The 20,053-nt window shown below is 34.7% G+C and carries 20 protein-coding genes; 2 read left to right on the top strand and 18 right to left on the bottom strand.

The features are described 5' to 3' along the window. Positions 1–3 precede the first annotated feature (3 nt). From traM to R3X28_RS10195, 7 genes are read right to left on the bottom strand one after another with little or no spacing between them, the layout of a single operon-like run. Positions 4–981, bottom strand: coding sequence for a conjugative transposon protein TraM (gene traM, locus R3X28_RS10225; RefSeq protein ID WP_317664191.1), 978 nt, complete (start codon positions 979–981; stop codon positions 4–6). Beyond that, entirely contained in the window at positions 962–1,588 is a 627-nt protein-coding gene (locus R3X28_RS10220) for a conjugal transfer protein TraK (protein ID WP_317664190.1), read from the bottom strand. The genes traM and R3X28_RS10220 overlap by 20 nt, the downstream gene beginning before the upstream one ends. Positions 1,589–1,610: 22 nt before the next feature. Beyond that, positions 1,611–2,450: a hypothetical protein gene (locus R3X28_RS10215; RefSeq protein WP_317664189.1), complete on the bottom strand. Its 840-nt coding sequence runs from the start codon at positions 2,448–2,450 to the stop codon at positions 1,611–1,613. Next, positions 2,450–3,007: a conjugal transfer protein gene (locus R3X28_RS10210; protein WP_411556607.1), complete on the bottom strand. Its 558-nt coding sequence runs from the start codon at positions 3,005–3,007 to the stop codon at positions 2,450–2,452. Before R3X28_RS10210 ends, R3X28_RS10215 begins: the two co-directional genes overlap by 1 nt. 35 nt (positions 3,008–3,042) lie before the next feature. Then, the gene (locus R3X28_RS10205; protein ID WP_317664187.1) at positions 3,043–5,445 is read right to left on the bottom strand and encodes a TraG family conjugative transposon ATPase; all 2,403 of its coding nucleotides are present in this window, start codon (positions 5,443–5,445) and stop codon (positions 3,043–3,045) included. After that, positions 5,432–5,716 (bottom strand): hypothetical protein, encoded by a 285-nt coding sequence (locus R3X28_RS10200; RefSeq protein WP_027126732.1) that lies wholly within the window; start codon positions 5,714–5,716, stop codon positions 5,432–5,434. The genes R3X28_RS10205 and R3X28_RS10200 overlap by 14 nt, the downstream gene beginning before the upstream one ends. Then, positions 5,716–6,003, bottom strand: coding sequence for a hypothetical protein (locus R3X28_RS10195; RefSeq protein WP_025743366.1), 288 nt, complete (start codon positions 6,001–6,003; stop codon positions 5,716–5,718). Before R3X28_RS10195 ends, R3X28_RS10200 begins: the two co-directional genes overlap by 1 nt. 229 nt (positions 6,004–6,232) lie before the next feature. Here R3X28_RS10195 and R3X28_RS10190 point away from each other — a divergent pair, with 229 nt between their 5' ends. Next, the gene (locus R3X28_RS10190) at positions 6,233–6,835 is read left to right on the top strand and encodes an N-acetylmuramoyl-L-alanine amidase (RefSeq protein ID WP_231567375.1); all 603 of its coding nucleotides are present in this window, start codon (positions 6,233–6,235) and stop codon (positions 6,833–6,835) included. A gap of 72 nt (positions 6,836–6,907) precedes the next feature. Here the strand turns inward: R3X28_RS10190 and R3X28_RS10185 are convergent, their stop codons facing one another. The 3 genes from R3X28_RS10185 to R3X28_RS10175 are packed head-to-tail and all read right to left on the bottom strand — an operon-like array spanning position 6,908 to position 12,564. Beyond that, complete coding sequence (locus tag R3X28_RS10185) at positions 6,908–8,617, bottom strand: hypothetical protein (RefSeq protein WP_027126734.1); 1,710 nt, start codon at positions 8,615–8,617, stop codon at positions 6,908–6,910. 60 nt (positions 8,618–8,677) lie between these two features. After that, a complete protein-coding gene (locus R3X28_RS10180) occupies positions 8,678–10,453 on the bottom strand; it encodes an ATP-dependent helicase (protein WP_027126735.1) in 1,776 nt (591 codons plus the stop codon). After that, entirely contained in the window at positions 10,450–12,564 is a 2,115-nt protein-coding gene (locus R3X28_RS10175) for an ATP-dependent nuclease (RefSeq protein WP_027126736.1), read from the bottom strand. Before R3X28_RS10175 ends, R3X28_RS10180 begins: the two co-directional genes overlap by 4 nt. A 235-nt stretch (positions 12,565–12,799) precedes the next feature. Between R3X28_RS10175 and R3X28_RS10170 the strand changes: the two genes are divergently transcribed. Beyond that, on the top strand, positions 12,800–13,225 hold the full coding sequence (locus R3X28_RS10170) for a hypothetical protein (RefSeq protein ID WP_027126737.1): 426 nt from the start codon (positions 12,800–12,802) through the stop codon (positions 13,223–13,225). A 2-nt stretch (positions 13,226–13,227) separates the two neighbouring features. On the opposite strand, the gene R3X28_RS10165 is transcribed toward R3X28_RS10170, so the two are convergent. From R3X28_RS10165 to R3X28_RS10130, 8 genes are all read right to left on the bottom strand, one after another. Next, positions 13,228–13,890 carry an ATPase gene (locus R3X28_RS10165; protein ID WP_110355858.1) on the bottom strand — a complete coding sequence of 221 codons (663 nt, stop codon included), beginning with the start codon at positions 13,888–13,890 and terminating at the stop codon, positions 13,228–13,230. After that, positions 13,887–14,573 (bottom strand): hypothetical protein, encoded by a 687-nt coding sequence (locus R3X28_RS10160; RefSeq protein ID WP_025743374.1) that lies wholly within the window; start codon positions 14,571–14,573, stop codon positions 13,887–13,889. The genes R3X28_RS10165 and R3X28_RS10160 overlap by 4 nt, the downstream gene beginning before the upstream one ends. Before the next feature lie 6 nt (positions 14,574–14,579). Then, positions 14,580–14,858 carry a helix-turn-helix domain-containing protein gene (locus R3X28_RS10155; RefSeq protein WP_025743375.1) on the bottom strand — a complete coding sequence of 93 codons (279 nt, stop codon included), beginning with the start codon at positions 14,856–14,858 and terminating at the stop codon, positions 14,580–14,582. A gap of 276 nt (positions 14,859–15,134) precedes the next feature. Further along, positions 15,135–15,986 carry an RteC domain-containing protein gene (locus R3X28_RS10150; protein WP_027126739.1) on the bottom strand — a complete coding sequence of 284 codons (852 nt, stop codon included), beginning with the start codon at positions 15,984–15,986 and terminating at the stop codon, positions 15,135–15,137. A gap of 506 nt (positions 15,987–16,492) precedes the next feature. Continuing rightward, the gene (locus R3X28_RS10145) at positions 16,493–18,451 is read right to left on the bottom strand and encodes a heavy metal translocating P-type ATPase (RefSeq protein ID WP_027126740.1); all 1,959 of its coding nucleotides are present in this window, start codon (positions 18,449–18,451) and stop codon (positions 16,493–16,495) included. Positions 18,452–18,484: 33 nt separating this feature from the next. Further along, positions 18,485–19,027, bottom strand: a complete 543-nt coding sequence (locus R3X28_RS10140; protein WP_027126741.1) for a hypothetical protein — start codon at positions 19,025–19,027, stop codon at positions 18,485–18,487. Positions 19,028–19,486: 459 nt separating this feature from the next. Beyond that, complete coding sequence (locus R3X28_RS10135; RefSeq protein WP_027126742.1) at positions 19,487–19,846, bottom strand: STAS/SEC14 domain-containing protein; 360 nt, start codon at positions 19,844–19,846, stop codon at positions 19,487–19,489. 23 nt (positions 19,847–19,869) lie between these two features. Then, the gene (locus tag R3X28_RS10130) at positions 19,870–20,046 is read right to left on the bottom strand and encodes a hypothetical protein (RefSeq protein ID WP_164674149.1); all 177 of its coding nucleotides are present in this window, start codon (positions 20,044–20,046) and stop codon (positions 19,870–19,872) included. Positions 20,047–20,053 lie beyond the last annotated feature (7 nt).

The raw sequence follows: 20,053 nt of genomic DNA, 5'->3' as shown, positions 1-20,053 counted from the left end.
AGTTTAGTAATTGCCCGTTATTGGCTTACCTTGATATTTGGTTTTAGGAAGTCTTAAAATGAGTTTGTAATTGTCGGTTATCGTAACCTTTACGTTTTTGTGGTTACGTTGGAATATTTTTTTGAAACCGCTTACCTGTGGTACACCTGTAATGTTGATATCGTCCACCATATCGCCAACGATTTCATTGGTAACTTCGGCTCTAAAACTGTTTTCAACATAAATTCCTTCGCTACCATCCTGAAAATCATAGGCTTTCAATTTTACTGGTTGATGATTGATATTCTCAATGTCTATGATGGTGCGATTGGGTTTAAAATTGACAAATCCATAAATAGGCGTATTCTTGGAATAGCGTTGTCCATAAATGGTAGCATCTTTTATCAACCGCATTTGTAAGCGATAATTGGTTTTAACTGTTTGTGTGCCATCTACTCGTACATAAATGAAATCATCGGTATTTTTTGAATTCAAATCCTCATTTTCAATAGGATGCGAAGCAAAAAAGAGTTGATGCTCCAAAGCACGTTCTTTGGCTTCCACGTTCGTTTCTTGCTCTTCAATAGCATCCGTTGTGTCTTTTTCCTTCTTAACAGGTGGTTTTGGTGGATAGTATCTTGGATTAATATTTTCAAACGTTCTATCTGAATATCGAATCTGCCCTTGTTGGTAAATGCTATCTACCATCTGCATTTTTTTCTTGTCCAATAAATCAGGGTCATATACGCCTGTGGAATCCAACAGCCGTTCATCATAAATGCTGGGTGCGTTGGTTTCCCTAACTTCCTTTAAGTCGTTTAGGGCATCCAATTTGGAATCGTATTCCTTTTGGTCGTCTTCCAGTTCCGGTACAGGAATCTGGTTGTTCTCAATGGTCGGTTCTTCGTCCTCGCCCAATATAAGCATTGCATAGCCACCTATAAAAAGCAGGATGCATACCAACACGATGGCAAAGACTATTTTATTTTTTTCTACTTTCATAATTTTCTAATTTTCGTAATGTGCTTTCAAAAAAGTTGGTAATTAGCAGTCCGTGGGTATTGTTTGGAAAGTTTCTATCTACGTGAATCAAATTTCCAATAGTGGTCAACTCATAAGTATCTGTGATAGTACCTCTATTGATTTCAAAAATGGTTTTCGTTTCAAACTTGTAGGGTTCGTTTTGAATATCAACTTTGGATTCGATATTCAATACTTTTTGAACCAACGAGTATTGCAACAAACGGTTATAAACTCCATCGGCTTTTTTCTGTCGGTACAGAGCATCTACAGAACTATTACCCAACCAAAGGGCTTTCTCCAAGTTCTTTTCGTAATTGCTGGCATCAATGTTATAGAAATAAGTGTGAAACAACTCCAATTGTGCCAAGACTTCTACTTTTAAATTTTCTTGTTGAGATACCAGTTTCAAGGGAATAACACTTCCGTCCGAATTGACTACAAAAGCATTATTAACTGTTTCTTTATGCAGCTTTATGACCATCAAAACGGAAATGACGCACGTGAGCACTGCTCCGATAACAACCGCTAATACGATAAATCGATTGAGTTTTAAGATGTTATAAATGTTTTTATATGGTGTTTTCATTTAATTATTGATTTATGCTTTATCAGCCTGCAAAGAGCCTGAAAGTGAACGAAGTTGCCCGTTTATATAATTTGAATTTCAGCAGCACAATAAATCCAATAGACCCTAACTGTAAAAGTGGTGCGAAAAAATTACTGCCCCAATCTGTACCAAATAAGTCGCTCCAGAAATTGGTGTTGATTTCGGTATAAAGATTATTCACGAATACATTGACCAGAAAGAAGGCAGGCACTAACATATATACACCAGCGTAAAGTTTGAAAAAGTTGTAGGCCAACGACCTGAATTTTTCAAAAACCGCCAAGCTGATGACCAAAGGGAAAAAGGCTTGCATTATGCCCAGCAAAAAGAATCGCTCTGCAAGGAATAATGGGTAGATAAACAAATCCAAAAGCCACAGAAATATTCCGACAATAAAGGATAGTATCTTTAAACCATATAAAGGTGTAACCAGTGCTTCGTAGAGCATTGCCATTGCTTTAGTGGCGGCATCCCAAGCACTTACATCCTGTTCGATGTCAATATCTTGCATCTGCAACGGAAGAAGTGCGGGTGCCGTGTCCCGATATTGGTTTTCAATGGCCACCAAAATAGTGTCGAAAACACCCAATACCTGTGTGGAAAAAATCACTAAAATTACTATTGCAAAGTTTTTGGCCAACTCCGCAGGTGTTAATCCCCAAGTGTAGCCCTCATTGTTGGCAACGCCTTCATTGTATTTTTTTAGGATGTTGATGAGAAAGAACAATATGGCAAGGGTCTTCATCCCCGCAATAGTGTATTGCGAAAAATCACTATTTTTTATCGTTTGAAAAATAGTGTCCACATATTCTAACCCTATGCCTAAAAAAATACCTGACATTAGTAATTGGTTTCTCGATTATTGATTTTGTGCTGCATTTCCCGAAATTGAATAATCTCCCGATAGCGTCTGGTTTTCGCCTCAATTTCCGCTACCATTTCCTTGGATTCCAATTCCTTTTCTTTGAGGACTTCGGCACGTTCGCCATCGGTCATCTTCATATTGTCGCTGGACAGTATTTGGTCAATATATTCCATACCTGCCATAGAGTTCTGAAGGATGGCATCAAAGGAATCTGAAATACGAGTGACTTCATTTGGTTTAATAAAAGGGGAATTGAGGATTTCCCTCAAATCATCCTGTACAACATCAAACAATCGTTGGTTATTTCTTGCCAATTCCCTGACCGCTTTAAGTTGTTTGATGACATCGTTTACCTTATCGATATTTTCCTTTTGCGTTTTAAGGAATTTTACCGTCTTCATTAAATTGGCGGTTTGTTTACCTGATTCCAATAATGATTTTACAAAAGAGATAAAGTTTGTGTTGTCATACACAGGCATCCCCTGGGCCGAAGCCTTACTTCCAATTAGCACTACAAATAGTGCGGATAACATTAGATTTCTGATAGTGTGTCTCATAATTTTTATTTTTAAGAATTAATAAATATTTTAATGGCTTTCTCCATATTTTGGTGTTCTTCAAAATGTTTCATAATGTCTTCGTTTTCTTTGCCATCCGTGAGGTAAGCAGCAAAGACTTCGGGCGGTACTTCCAATCGGAAAATGTTGCTTTCCTTTCCGATTTTGATGAACATTTCGGTATATTTTCGTGTTCCTGTAAGGTTGTTACGAATGGATTTTAACTGGTTTAAATCGTGACTGGTAAGGTTGAGCCTGTTTTTTAATTCGGCATAGCCTTTTTCATTACGAAGGCTGTAAATTACTTGGGTGTTTTCAAGAATACTCGCCGATGTGGAATTGTTGGGCAATTGGTTAATGGATTGCAGTATAATCCCAATCGCTCCATTTTGTTTTCTAATGGCTTGATAATAGAATTCTACACTTTCGAGTACATTTCCAAATTTGAGCTGTTTGGCAAACTCGTCGAATAGGATGATTCCCCTCTCGGCTTTATTTCTCCAAATGGTTCTTTGAATGGCAGATTTAATCAGCTTCAACATTACGGAAAGGATTTCCTTATTGTCCTTTACTTCATCAAGTTCAAAAACAATCAGTCTTTTATCCTCAATTTTATAGGTCTGGTCTTCACTTACATTGAACAGGAAGCTGTACAAGCCATCATCCACATATTCAGAGAGAATGTGCAGAAAATCGTAGATGTTGAAATGTTGCTCTTGAATATGTAGTTCTTCTAAAAGGGTGTCTTTTTTTGTATCAACGAACTGGTATAAATTTTCCAAAGAATGTGTACCACCCACATTTTGTAGATAGTAGTACCGAAGTACTTTTTTGACCGCCACTTCTTCAGCTTTAGTCGTTGCTTTGCCCGAAGCCAAGAGCTCTAAAAGGAAGATTGCCAAATCTTCCAATCGCTCTGGTGTCAAATCATTGACATCAGAGATATAGAATGGATTGATACCCAAATTTTTTCCCTGTTCATAGCGAAGGATGATATGGTCGTCTGGATAGAGCTTGGCAAATTTTGAATATGAACCACCTAAATCAATAATGACCAATCGAACATTTTGTTCAAAATATTGGCGTAGAATATTGTTTGCCAAAAAAGATTTTCCCTCTCCAGTAGGTGCGAAAATGGCAAAGTTCCTTGCCTTGATGCGTTTCTTCTTTTCATCCCAGACATCTTTCAATACCGGAATGTTATGTTGTCTGTCATTAAAGATGACACCTGTGGCATCTGACTGATAGTTGGTATTGTTAATGTACAGGCAAAGAGCGTGTTTTAAATCGGTTACGTATAAATCCTCATTAGAAAAATTGGAAGTAAAACAGCAATATGAGTTTAAGAAATATTGCTTGCGTTCTTCGCCTTTTGGATAATAAGGCACTATATCCAATTCTTTGAATTCGGTTTTTATTTTGGAAGCAATTCTTTCTAATTGTGCTTCATCTTTATCCCAGAATATAATATTTAGATGACCCCTAATAATTCTTGAACTATCGTCCTCATTGATTTTGGTAACAATGTCTTCAATCTTCTTTAAGATGACTTTGTTCTGTGTTCCAAAATTGGAACTCTTTTTGAGTTCTTCAATTTTCTTGTCCAACAGCTTTCGCCATTTGTGCTTATCATCCAAATAAATGATTTGGTTGACAATATGATTTTCATTGAGATTCAACCCTAATCCGTCAATAAATCCTTGGTGGAATACAAAGTCGTCCGAAGTAAATTTATCATTGGTCTTGCTACTCTGAACCACATCGCCAAAACACAGTTCGCTATTAACTGCCAGCACATCAAAATGATGGTCGCCAATTTCAATATTTGATTTTTTCAATAGAATGTCGGTATCAAATCCTTCGTTGAATCCATTAAAATAAGCATTGGTCAATGACAGGACTTTATCGATACCCAAAGGCATCAATGACACTTTCCGGCTGTTATTTACAAAGGAAACGGCATCGTTAACAGAAGCAATAAATTCCTGAACGTTATGGTCCATTTGCTTATGAATACCCTTTTCGACCTTGCGGAATGGGTTGGTAAACTTCGGTGCGTTCAAAGCTTTGTTGTGCGGAAGTATAAAGAATAGGTAAGAAGAATGTTTAATGAATTCCCGACCTTTAAAATAATCGTGTGTGGCACGTTGCAAAAAGCTTTTGTTCGGAAGTTCTTCCGCCAAATATTCAGCTTTCTGATAGATGTCCTGTTTGTGGATAACCGTGGCAATAGGCAATGATTTAAACGCTTGAAACCACGAACCGTGAATATCCTCAAAATCTTTTTCCGCGAGGGAATAGATTTCAGGATTGTCCACTTGATAGCCCAATACCACATTGCCGTTATTAGCGAACACGATATGGTCTTGAATATCCAAAATAGGATGATATGCCGATAGGTTAATTTTCTTCATAGTACAGACGACTTCCTTTTTTGTTACTAATTGTTTGTGGGAATACCTTTTTGATGTGCATCAATGCAGGGTTTTTGGTAATGTGAGTCAATACGATATACAGTGCACCGTTCAATAGAAATACTGAAATGATAACAGTAAAGCTGAACGAAAAGATGATGAACAGCAATGAACCGATAACAACGGTCATCATTAAAGCGAACAATGATATGGGCAGACCCATTATCACGGCTCGCTTGCGTATGTTTTTATAGACCTCGAATCGTTTCATTACACTACGATGCTAATGAGGTACGTAAAGATGCCCACGACTGCTCCCGCAATCAATACAAAGACCAGTACGCGGGTAATCCCTTTTTTTAAATCGGCATTTTCGCCAAAGAAATGTCCAGCATTAAATAGGAATCCAATTAAAAAGATAACGCCCAAAATAATGGGGAAAATGGTTCGGATAGTATCTGAAACATCGTTTACGGAATCTTCGATACCTCCAATTTGTGCAAAAGTTGTACTTGAAATAAGTAATGATAAGATGGTTACATAATGTGATTTTTTCATAATCAAAGTGATTTAGATTTTACGTCAATTTTGATATTTGAAAAATAGTGTATATTGCAATACAAAGAACTGATAATCAGTAAATTGTGAATAAAATAAGTTTTGATGTCAATTGTTTTTATTTGATGCGAATTGGTATCAAATTTTATGAAAATTGAAAAGTGCGATGTTGATAACTCTAAAATTTTGGAAGTGGGTAACGCCCAAAAACGTCAGTTTTGTGATTTTGATGCTACAATTCTGTGTGATTTTCGGTCAACAAAAAGTCATTATCATCGACCCTGGACACGGTGGAAAAGATACTGGTGCAATCGGTACAAATAGTATTCAAGAAAAGGATGTATCGTTAAGTATTGCCAAAGAGATTATAAGGCTAAATGAAACCCTCTTAAATAACGAGTTTGATATGTATTCGACCAGATATATGGACACTTTAATTTCTTTATCCGATAGAAGTCGATTAGCTGAAAGCTTAAAGGCTGATGTGTTTGTATCGTTACATTGCAATGCCTCTAACACATCGGCAAAAGGAATGGACATTTACGTGCATAATACCAACGATGAAGAAGTACTTATAAAGAAATCTATCGGAATGGGATTGTCCATTTTGGAAGAAAGCACTCTGAAATTGGACTTTAAAAAACGAGCAGTTCGATTCGCAAATTTTCAAGTGCTACGTGAAAATATCGAAATTCGCCCTGCTATACTCATCGAAATGGGCTTTATTTCGAGCACCGATGAAGCAGATTATTTTTTAAAGCCCAAAAATATAAGAGCAATGGCATTGGCCATTTTAATGGGATTGTATAACTATTTAAATGTTGGGTTATGAAGGAAATATTTATGGAAATTGTAAAAAGCATTAGAAAGATTATTATAACTATCTTCAAAGAGATAATTAAAACTAAAAATCCTCAATCCTAAATTTTAGTTTTTTGTCAAAATATAACTTGTCAAAATAATTTTGTAGGGTTGGGTCAGTAAAAACAACATATTCACTTTCACATATTTCTTTGAAGTTCTTTGGGTCTTTTAGGAACATAGCACATACATCCAATTCATCATTGGTTATTAATCTTCCGTGTAGTAATTCTCTATGCTCCAAAAAGTTAAAAATCTTTCTGGATGGATTACTGAAACTATTGTAAAGCACTTTCAAAAAAGTTTCTAAATCATCGACATATATTGACCAAGGGTAAGGGTCTTCATTATTTTTCCTTTTAAGCATTAATCCTAAATCGGTTTGTATGGAAGCAAATCTTTCTGAAGTAACTACAATGCAAAAAATCTCGTGAATTTCATTCGTGATAATTACCTCCGATTTATTTTTCAAGCTAACAATAACCTTTTCATTGTTTAACAATTCCTGTTCAACCTGATAGCATTGGTCATAACCTTTTTGAATACAGTCGTTAAAGTCAGATTTAATTCTTTGGTATGCTTGTTCCGTAACCCTTCGTGGTTCTCTATATCTTGAAGCCTTACATTCAATGATATAGGCGTTATTATCCACAAGGATTAATATATCTTTTTCTTCTGGCTCGTTGTTTATGTAATAGTTGGTGAAAATTTTAATCCTTTTTGATTTTTTGAAGAATTTTTTAAATATATCCAAAGTATGGCTTTCCAAAACAACTTTTCCTCTACGGAAATTTACTTGTTCTTTTTCCTTTTTTGTTTGAGTAAGCGTGGTATAAAGTAAATCATATAGAGCTGAAGGCAATTGTTTTTGATATACGTTTAAATACTGATTATCACTAATTCTTATAATCGGTTTATTTTCTAAAGGATTTTGTTGGGAATAAAATAAATTACTATGATTATCTTTAATATCAATTGAAAATAAGCCACAGAAAATATCAATATGTTTTTCTTCAAAAGAGAGGTGAAAATCTTGTTTGGCAAAAAGTAAACATTGGTGGGGTTTCTCAAAAAAATTCAAAAAACTTTCTTGGGTCTCATTCGAAAGTTCTAACAGCTTATCTGTAAACTCATTCTCTGCTAATAATCCATTTGCAGATTGTCGAGCCAGTTTGTCAAAGCCTTTGTCTAAAATAAATGACTTTGAATTTATTGACTTTGCACGATAAATTAATTCAGAATGATTGCATAAATTAATTAAGGTTTTTAAATCGATTTCTAATCTTTCCTGTATTTTATCTTGATAAGGTTTAAACATCCTAATAACCTTATTTACCTCTTGTTCTCTATAATTTAATATTCCGTTTTGAAAGTAATTTTTGAATGCTAATTCGTGAACAAGTAATTTTTGTCTTTTATCAGAAATCTCATCAAATTCATTTCCCTCATAATTTTCTGATAAATAGAAACTAACTATCTCTAAAAGAATGTCAGCAACTTGCTGAAGTACTAAATCATTTTTTTCTGAATAATGAAGTTCTTCCTTGCCTGCCAATGGTGTAGAGAGTCTTAACATTATCAGATATAAAGAATCTTTTAATTTTGACTTGAATTTTTTTGAAAATCCAATATTGCTTCTTTCTGGATGGTGTCTAATAAAATCAGCAAAAAAACATACAAAGCTCTCTTTTGTATAACGAGAGATTATTTTTTGAATTTCTAATGATTTTTTCTCTAAATCTATTTTCTTCATTTTATCCTAAAAACACTATCCTTAATTTTTCAAATCGTTACAAATGGATTACAACATTTTTTATATTTCATCAAATTCAAAATTAAGATTTTGCAATTCTGGGGTAATCTCTAACGGGTTTCCTTTTTTGGTTTGTCTGCCAGTTTCTGATATCAAGTGTAAATTGGTTTTGGCTCTTGAACAGATAACATAAAGTAGTTTTTTTGAAGCGGCAACAGGGTCTCCAGTAAAAATGTCATTCCAATGTGGGATATACCCATTTAGCAAACCATAAGCAATAACGGTTTCAAATTCTTCTCCTTTAACACCAACGCAAGTATTGATGACGACGCCTGACATTTCTCTATAAAAACTCATAAATGATGCTATGTCACTTGGAACTTGAAACGTTGGGTCTTCAAGACGGCTCTTTATTACATCGAAAAAGGTCTTCCTATTTATAAGAAGTTGTGCGTAAATAGTTTGGTCAATCCCAACAGCCTCTAAAAACTGGTCAAAACAATCATTAAGATAATCGATACCTTCAGTTTCATTGGATGTTATCGAGTTAATCAATTTCAATACATTTCGCTCTGTTTGATATTGTTCGCTGAATTCAGTATTGGTATGTTCTTTAAAGTTTTCAATTACTTCAGAACACCATTTGTATCGCAATGAATATATTTTTGGTTGTGGCTGCGTTAAGAACAACCTCGATAACTTATACCAAATGTTATTTCGATTTTTTGACATTGGTGCTAAACCTGAAGCATCAAAATTTACATCTGGTAGTTTAGCTCTCAACTGTTTTGTGATAGTAGTTATTAACCACCATTGCGGAACCAATACGCATATTTCATCTTCTGGAATTCCATTATCTAAACTATGCTCTATAAGTCGTCCAATTTCATCTACTAAATATCCTTTGTCAATGGTGTTATTGTACGTTATTATACTATCAACGTCTTTATTAGTACCAATAGCTTCAATTTTAATTGGGTTTGTCTGGAATATAGAGTAAAAGTCGATAATTCTTTGTGTGGACCTATAATTTCCAGAAAGCGTAAGTTGCTCAATAGGTAAAGTGTTTAACTCTTCCTGTATTTCTTCCAAACTTTTGGCAATGCCACCCAAAGATGCATAAATTGCTTGGTCTGTATCTCCTACTAAAAATAGATTTGAGCTACCTTCCCCAGTTGTTACAATCGACGAAATAATTGCGTAAAGCAAATCTTGCGTGTCTTGATATTCATCAACACATATAAGGCTAAAAATGTTCGATAACGTTTTTTTTATTTTAGGATGCTTGGTTAAGAGTTTGTATGAATAGTATAGTAGAAGCTCAAAATCAATTAACTTCTCTGTTTGTAGCCTTTCGTGATAATCCTTAAGGACTCTTTTTTGAATTGTTTTTGGTTCGGCAAATGTGCCGTCCCTATTGAATCTGAAATTAATCGGGTCAATAGGTTTTAACTTATGCTTTTCTTTAAGTTCACTTATGATATCCGAGGCATAAGTTTCATCGGCAATTAAATAGCCGTTTTCAAGTTCAGGTAAATAACAGGAATAGGGTTTTATAATCCATTCGAGACAAAATGAATGCAAAGTGCCAGACCAAACCCGATTACTATTAATTCCCATTGCGTTTAATCTGCGATATATTTCTTCGGAAGCCCTTACGGTAAAAGTTAGAGCGACAATCCTTTGTTTACTGTTTACATCAATATTTTTTAGAGCATAAGCGAGTTTATGAATAATCACTCGTGTTTTTCCACTTCCTGGGCAAGCTGTAAGAAGTACATTTCCATCTTTAACAACGGCATCTTTTTGTTGGTCGCTTAAAGTATCTAAAATCATATAAACGATAAAAATTTAGTAAATTGGTCATTAGGAAAGTTGGCTATATAGTCATCAATAACCTGTTGGTCTTCTTTATCCTTAAAACTAATTTTTGTTGCTACATCGTAATAACTATCATTTTTACTACGACTAATTTTTCGTAACCTGTATTTAGCGGTTTTAGCTTTAGAGGCATTATTTAAATGCGAAGATGCAAAAGCAACGGCTTTCAAAATATATTCAGGAATATAAGTATTGTAAACTAAATTATCTGCAACAACCAACGCCAGCCAACCTTTGCCTTTTTTATCAGCCAATCGTAAAACTTCTACACCTGCAATCGAAACTGATTTTTCTTCTAACTTTTTCTTTGAAGAATCAATAGCTGCTTGTTGTTTGAAAATTTCAGGAAGTGATTGTACGTATTCGTGGCTATTCCCATTCAAAAGGAAATCAACTTCAAAGGTGTATTTAGAGTAAAAAGGAATCAAGAAGTCGTTTTTGTCACAAAATTTATCCAATTCCTTTTTTCTTTCAGCTCCACTAATTTGCGATGCCCTACAATGTTTTTCATAAGCAGAATCATCAACTTCATTTGCAGGTAAATTGACAATACTGGCATCCAAGTCAGTTAGTATGGCACAGTTTTTCTGAATTCTATCCTTATGGAAAAGCCTTGCAACATTTTTAAAACCTGTACTTCCAATGTTTACGAGACTTATCCCAATTTCATCGAGCGAAATTCCAAAGACTTTTTTAAACATTTGAGGAATGAGAATCTGTTCTGCATCGCCTTCAACCAAAACAACGCCTTTCGCGAAAAGCAAGTTGCTTCTTATGGCGTCCAAGTACCTTTCGGCTCTTGTTATATAATCATCATCAAGATTGTTAGATGGTTGATATACCAAAGTCTGCATATTTCCTCGGCTTAAAATATTTACTGAACTTATTCGGCTTACAGATGAAATGTGAGTAGAATGCGTTGAAATAATAACCTGTGTTTTATTGGTTTGCACATTATCAAAAAGGGTTTTTTGAATATGCGTATGAATATGTGCTTCTGGTTCTTCTATTAAAAGAAAATTTGCAATTCTATCCGTTCTGATTTTTTCATACTCCAATAGCTTTAGTGATAGGTAAATCATATTTGCACCTCCCAAACTCAACTCCCATATTTTACCCATATAACCTTCTTCATCTGGGTCGCCAACCCATAGTTTGAGTGATTGCAGTAGTTTTTCCATATCATTTGGAAGTTCTGATTTGACATCTATATTAGGGCCGTAAGTAGTACCCACAGCTTCCTTAATACTTTTGTCAATTCCATCTTTCACATCCTTTACTTCTTTGAGAGAACTAATTTGGTCGTTAAGTTTGTTAACGCTATCAATGATGTCCGTTTGTTTTGAAACTTCAATAGTTTTTTCCTTTCCTCGTAATAAATTAATCAATGGATTAGTAGAATAGGAACGTAAGTCGCTTTCGACATCTCGAAGTGCTTTAATGAACGTACAAGAAACCTCGTTGTGCACACTTATTTCCCTCGGCAGAAACGTTCCAAAAATCAATTCTTCTTTATCATCTGGGTTTGGGAATTCAACAGCATCAAAATCGCCAACATACTTTTTATAGGTAGTGTCATCACTAAAATCTCCAGAGCCTCTGCATAAGTAAGACGTTTCATAATCATCAATCGTAAGTTTATCAAAAAAAAGCTGAAGCCCTGCTACACTTTTACCTGCGGTTTGTGAATAATCATATAATTCTTTTCTAAACTGATATTTTGGTCTAAAGTACACCGAGTAACTTCCAGTCTTTTTGCTGCCTTCCATATCTCCCGAAGATTGTACTGCCAGTACCTGTGCTTCTTCACTCGCATCCAGTTCGTCAAAAGTAACCGATAAAATTATCCAATGTCCAGCCCATTTACCCAGACCTCGGTTAAAGTCAGACTCATTAAATCTTATATATCTTGGAAGTTTATCATCAATTAAAACTCGTAAAGCAAAAAAGAGATTGGTTTTACCTGAACCGTTTTCTCCTAAAATAGTATTTATACCTTTTTTAAAAATGAATTTTGATTTATAGAAATTTCTAAAATTCCTAATGGATAGTGAACTTATATGCATAATAATTATTTTGAAACAATAAAAAAGCCAATGATTTCCCATTAGCTTTTTAAACATTAATATTTTAAGCGTAATCGCCTATAAATATACTGAAATGTCTTTTTAAATTCTTACGGTTTCCTACAAATTGTTAAAATTTTATTAAGAATATATCTTTACTTCTGGAAGTCAAAATTTTGGTTTTTTTTCGTAAATTAAGCCTAATTAGAGTGTTATAAACTCTAGTGCAAATAAAATGAGAGCAATTGCAATTTTCTTTTTGAACGTACTTCAAAATACTTTGGGGATGACTTTTGGATGGTTGTTTAAACCAAAAACCAAACGAAATTCATTTAAGGCCTTATCTGATGTTGAAATGGTAAAATATCTTGAAAAAAGAAGGCAATACAAAGGCTATAAAAAACAATGGCTGTATTACAGGTGTAGAGAAGAAGGTTTATTAGAAACCTATTACAAATTGTTCGATACTGAAGTTGAGGGACAAGATTCTGGAACGAAATTTAGTTTCGGTAAATATAGAGGGGAATATGTTGAAGCTATTTGGGAATCTGATAAAGAGTATATCAATTGGCTTTCCCAACAAGAATGGTTGGCTCAATATTTGGATGAAAGCGATATGATACACGAACTACTTCTTTTAGAGGAAGAAAACCAAAATTAGATTTAATCCCTTTTATCACGACTGCTTTTATCAAAGGCAATTAAATTGAACAGTTGTCGCATCCTTGAACGTACCCTATTCCCATAACGTTCCTCCAGTTCTTTAGCATTGAGGTTTGTAGTTGCGTGTGTTTTAGTTTTATGACTTAAAAATAAATCATAACGTGAAAGTAAGATTTCGCCCATTACATTACAATCTTTTCCAAAATGCCTTCCGGTGGGTTCTACACCCAAATCATCAAAACAATAAAACTTTTTGTCGCCGTAATTTTCAATGATGGTGTACCCAATATTATTAAAGGCAAAGGCAATGTTTCGTGTGGGTATAACCTCATACGATTTCTGATGTGGCACAATATGGCGTAACAGTTTCATTAAACTGGTTTTTCCACAACCAACAGGACCAGAAAGCAAAATCCCTTTATCGCGGTCGATGTCTAATTTTTTGCAATTAGCTTCATCCCTGATAAAATAATTACAGAGCTTGAATATAATATCACGGTCTTCTTCAAAAATTTTGAATTTCTTGCCAAAAAGTAGTTTTCCTTTGGCATTGAGATAAATTAGCATTTTATCAAAATCATAAAGCATTTGATTGTCTTTCAGTTCTCCCAAGGTGTATTGAACGCTACCCTCGGTAATGATATGTGGTTTGTGGGGATTCATAATGGTTCATTATAATTTTTGTTGGAACTTGTCTTTAGGTTGTCCGTATTTTGGCTAACTGCAACCATTGTTTTTTCTTCTTTTAGCTCTTCGGCCTTTATCATCCAGTTTCGAGCTGTGGCGTGCCAATCGACAATTTTTGTTTTTCCACCTACTTTCCAACCGATGCCTTGGTAGTGGTTGTAAAATTTTTTGGCTTCCAATTCTGGCCAATTTTCCTTTTCAAAAAAATCAATGACTTCATTTTCATTTTTTGGCTTGTCAAGTTTAGTATCATTTGCTTTGTTTTTTCCTGTTTGTATATGTTTGTTTATAGATACCACCGCTTGTCCATTGCTTGTCCCGATATTGGTAGGGTTTGGGTACAGAGCTTGTCCATCACTTGTCCCAAAATTGAACATCTTGATTCTGCTGCCTTTAAATGGATTATGTGAGGGTTCGTATAATAGGTATTTCCAATGATGTAGTTCTTTGATGCAGCGATGGTAGGTAGTTTTTGAACCAATCTTGGAAAACCGCATCGCTTCTTCTCGATTGATATAGAATTCTGTCGGAAAGTGATAGTTGTTCCATAATTGAAACAATGCCACGTACAAACTTATGTGCGTGGGATTTAAACGGCTATCCTTTGAGAATTGTAAGAATACAGCGTTTAGGTGCTTAATGTAATTGACCTGCTCCAAAACGATTTAGAATTTGTTATGAACTTTATTATTTTCCATTACGCTAATTATTTCTTCGTAATCGTAATAGAGTACACCCCCTACTTTGGTGTAGGGCAATGTGCCATTAATTCTTAAATTCTGTAACGTGCCAGAAGAGATTCCCAAAAGCTTTTTTACTTCAGGGGATTTTAGCCACCTTTTGGTAATATGACCAGATTGGCTATTGAGTAGTTCCTTGATATCATCGAGCAGTTCCATTTTGAATTCTCGAAGGTCGTCTGTGGTAATAATACTTGTGGGCATAATAGAACGGATTAAAAGAAAGGGACTACCGTTTTGCTTTCATCTAAAATGATAGCCCCTGACCTGATTTGACTTTCGTTCTACAAAATTGGGGTAGTTTGCTGGATTTTATTCACAAGTTAGGCCTACTTGGGTGTTTTTCTTCTCTCATTTTCAATGTAATACAATAGAGGGTTTTGGTACTTCTTCAGAAAAAATACCCTATCTAAAAACCACCAAATAAAATGAGATTTTCCATAAAACAAGAAACACCCAAGTTGAAGCATCTTGGGTGTTTTATTTTACGTTATCAGTATCATCCATCCGTTTGGTCAACTGCTTTTTCAGAATATCCAAAAATTTGGTTCTGCCATTTTTACGCATCCGTATTTCCAAAAAAGCTCTGTAATAATCGCCCAAGTCCACTTTAAATGTTTTTTCAACAAAATAGGCAATATCTTTAATGTCAACAGTACCATTATTAATGACATCTGTACTGTGCAAAGCGTATATCAGTTCAATTAAATATATTTTGTGGGCTGTCCAGGTAATTTTGGTTTTACTTTGTAACAATCTTAAACTTGCATAATTTCCATTATTCTCCAATTTATCAATTTCCCGTTTTAAGTGTACAATCAAAAGGTCGTAGGCTAAAATTGAGGCCACGGTACTATCGTGGCTTGTTGCAAATTCTTCATCAACAAAAAAGTGAAATGAGTCTGGGAACAACCGAATATCTGCCTTGCCTCTTAAAAAATATTGCTCATCAAATACAGTAGCTTCCCTGCGGTAATAATGGTAAAAATCAAGATTGTCGTTAAAGTAGGTTTGAAGTTTCTCAATATAATTGTTCAAATACTTTACTTGCGATTTATTGCTTCCCCTGGGTCTTTTACTTTCAATGTTAAATAATTTTACGTAATAAATAAGTTTGCTATAAATTTTTGGTTTAGTACATTTAAAGAAATGAATTTCCTCTAATTTGGTTTCAAATTCATAATCAACTACGATACTTCTAACTGATTTAAGGGTCTGTTTTGCAAGTTTAATCCCTTTTTCAGCTTTGAGTAAAATATCTTGTTCTTCTATTTCAAGAATATCTAATTTATTGTCTAATTTTTTTAATATATCGTCGTAATTTGTCGTCATTCATTCTGGGTATCATTATTTTCACTTAATCTTCTGCAATAGCGTTGCATTTAAAATTGTAATTAATTAAATAGATATAAAGTACTTTAGGAATTGCAAGAACAGTACAAAGAAGATTAACACAATAACAACGATTAGAATACTAATCCAAATTATTTTAACTTTTTTGGTAATACTATTTTTTACAGAGGGTACTTTATTGCTTTTTTTATTTCGTCTATTCCGTCTATTTTCCGACATAGAATATCATTTTTACTATATATCAATCATTTCCACTTCAATTTTTGTAGCCACACAAACCACTTGGAATATTTTATTATCTTAATTCATTAATGCTTATGAATATTTCCTTTTAGCACAAAAAAATAAAGCAGAAATGCGGCTATTACCATAAGGATTATCATAAGAATACCTTTGACCTTATCTCTTTTTGTGATGTCGGTATTCGATGATTTCCGATTTTTTTTGTTTCTTCTATTTCTTCTTTTTTGAGACATTCTTTTATACTATTTCCAATTCATCTTCTGTAATCGAACCGCATTCAGAATGGCTAACAAGGCCACGCCTACATCGGCAAAAACTGCTTCCCACATCGTTGCCAGACCACCTGCGCCCAAAACCAAAACCACTGCTTTTACACCAAAGGCCAACCCAATATTCTGCCAAACGATGCGTCTTGTAGAACGTCCTATTTTTATGGCTCTAGCTATTTTACTTGGTTGGTCTGTTTGGATGATTACATCTGCGGTCTCTATCGCCACATCGCTGCCCAAACCACCCATTGCAATGCCAACATCGCTCGCTGCCAAAACCGGTGCATCGTTGATGCCATCGCCTATAAAGGCTACTTTAGTATTAAATTGTTTTTTCAAATGCTCAACTTCGTTGAGCTTATCTTCTGGTAACAAACCGCCTTTTGCAGTATCAATACCCATTTCTTTTGCCACTTGTTGGGTTATGGAATCCTTATCGCCGGAAAGCATTATGATTTTGGAAATTCCAGATTCTCTAATTTGTTTGATGGCTTCGTGGGCATCTTCTTTCAATTCGTCTGCAATGATGACATAGCCAGCGAATTTACCATCAATGGAAACCATTACGATGGATTCTACAATGTTGTCGGTTTCAGATGGAACTTCGATATTATTTGAAGTCATCAATGGTTTATTCCCAACTAAAACAGTTTTGCCATTGACCATTCCCCTTAATCCTTTTCCTGCGACTTCGGTTACTTCTTTTGCCTGAAAATCTTCGCCATCGGCTTTATATTCCATTATGGCCTTGGCAATGGGATGGGTGGATTGTTCTTCCATTGCCATTAGGTATTTCATAAATTCGGGTTCATCCCAATCAATGGTTTTTATTTCCTTGATTTTGAAAACACCTTTGGTCACGGTTCCGGTTTTGTCCATTACCACTGTGGTTATCCTTGTCATTTCATCTAAAAAAGATGCTCCCTTAAAGAGAATTCCATTTTTTGAAGCTGCTCCCAATCCACCAAAATAACCCAACGGAATAGAGATAACCAAGGCACACGGACAGGAAATTACCAAGAATATCAATGCTCTATATAACCAATCGTTAAACACATAATCATCCACAAAAAAGTAGGGCAAAAATGTTAATCCAATCGCCAAGAATACCACAATAGGTGTATAGATTCTTGCAAATTTTCTAATGAACAATTCGGTTTTTGATTTACGAGCCGTGGCATTCTGGACCATATCAAGGATTCGGGCAATGGAACTGTCTTTAAATTCCTTGGTGGTTTCGATTTCAATAACGCCATCAAGGTTGATGCTTCCTGCAAATACTTTTTCTCCTTTTGCAATGGTGTCAGGTTTGCTTTCGCCCGTTAATGCTGCGGTATTGAACGAGCCTTTTTCGGACAATAAAATACCATCCAAAGGAATTTTTTCGCCCACACGGACTTGCACTTTTTCGCCAATAGCAACGATTTCGGGATTTACAGAAACATAATTGTTGTTCCTATAGACCAAGGCTTCATTAGGTCTTACATCTAGTAATGCCTTGATGCTTCTCTTGGCTCTTTTAACGGCGGCACTTTGGAACAATTCGCCTACCGCATAAAACAACATTACTGCCACACCTTCGGGATATTCGCCAATGGCGAATGCACCTATGGTTGCGATGGACATCAATAAAAACTCGGTAAAGAAATCGCCATTTTTGATGCTGTTCCAACCTTCCTTTATCACAGGAAAACCTACTGGAAGATATGCGACTGCATACCAGACAATACGTATCCAATCTTTAAAAAAAGCTACGTCAAAATAATCCATCGCAATACCAATAATCAGCATTACAAAGCTGAAAATTGCTGGTACATAAATTTTAAATTTCCCTATACTTTCCGGACTGCTATGGTTGTGGCCATCATTGCGCTTGTGATTATCGGATGAAGTTTTATTTAAATCTCTTAAATTCAGTTTCTTTTTTTTCATTTATATCAATTATAATTTTATTTAAATTCACAGTCATTCCAATCTCAACACCAATTGGGCAAACTGCACCTCTATGGTATCATCGATACCCTCTATTAAGGAATCCAAACCAGTATTTGAAACCAATAATTGTCCGGTTGCACTTATCAGGCAGGACATACTTACTCCTTGTTCTATATGGGTAATGGTTGCTTTAAATTGTGATTTAAAGGATTTCCCTTGATAAGTAACATCTATCAGCCAATTAAAGTTGATAGGGTCGTGCCGTTTTGATAAAAAATCCTGTGATGGAATAGTGCCAGTAAACCGAAGTATTAAAGGGTCTTCCCGCTGTTCTAAAAGGGCATTGATTTTAGGACTATATGTTGATAAAGTCTTAAGGTCGAGTACACCATTGACCACTTTGGAATCATAATCAAGATATAGTGCCAATTTATGGCTTTCTGCCTTGATGGGTTTATCATCAACCAAAGTCATCATCATAATATGACCTTCTTCAGTTGTATAAACTTTTTGGGCATTTACCTTATAATAACTAACCAACAAGATTATTAAAAAACAATGTTTAATATTCATAATGCGCATCTTTACTTGTATAATTTAAAAAAGCAGCTTCTACTTTTGCTTTTAATACTATTAATCATTTTGCTTTAAAAAGCATCATAAAAGCTGCCTGCTATTAATTAAGTTTTCACTTAACTTATTTAAATAAAAAATTTCGCTCATTCCTATAACGATTTACCGCTACTTGTTATCTATATCCTTTTCTCGTTTACCGAAATAATAAATTAGCGCAACACTTGCACCTAATAAGCCAAACAGAGTGTTCTCAAAAATTTGATTCCCATTGATATTTAAAATTTCAATGAAATTATTTATTAAATATTGCCATCAATTGATTTCGTAATTCTGGCTGCTAAACGTGAAAATTGTTATCCCAAAAGGTTGAAGGATAAAAACACCTATGGCAAACCCAATTAAAATGGTAATAAGAATGCTTTTTTTATTCATCGTCTGTCTTTTACGGAAGTAAGCTTACTGGCTCTCAATCCAATTTTTGGCATCTTCCTTTTGGTCTATATTGAAATACTTAATATCGGCATTGGTAAAAGGCTTCATAAATTGGGTTATCCAATTCTGCCATTTTTTATCTCCTACCATTGCTATTTTTTCATAGTCCGTGGCGTGGGCTGTGTCCATTTTTAGGTCTTCCCATAAACCAGGTAAATCCCAACCTGTAAAGTTGACCATCTCAAAATACCACCGGACTTTCATTCCTTTGTCCAGTATGGCGTGGATAAGTGGATGGATTTTTTCTATATCTTCTTTTCTCAATTTGCCCGAAGCTTTTGTTGCAACAATATTTTTTTCTTTTAATTCGATTATCTGTAACATTTTATATAGTTTTTAATTAATAATTATCCTTCTAAATCGTAAAACCATTCTTCCGCCCTTATGATGCCTTCTGATAAAGCTTCTTTTGCTGAAATATCTTTTTTTTCAATTAGTTCTTTTGCTATGGACAGGGCTTTTTCTCGTACAATAGGATTTAAGGTATCTAGGTCAGTTTTAAAATCTTCAAACATCCAGTCCATAGCTTCA

It is taken from the genome of Maribacter sp. TH_r10 (assembly GCF_033101095.1).
GTDB classification, from domain to species: domain Bacteria; phylum Bacteroidota; class Bacteroidia; order Flavobacteriales; family Flavobacteriaceae; genus Maribacter_A; species Maribacter_A luteus.
The sequence above is the reverse complement of the archived record's forward strand: the minus strand, read 5'-3'. Positions and strand labels throughout refer to the sequence as shown.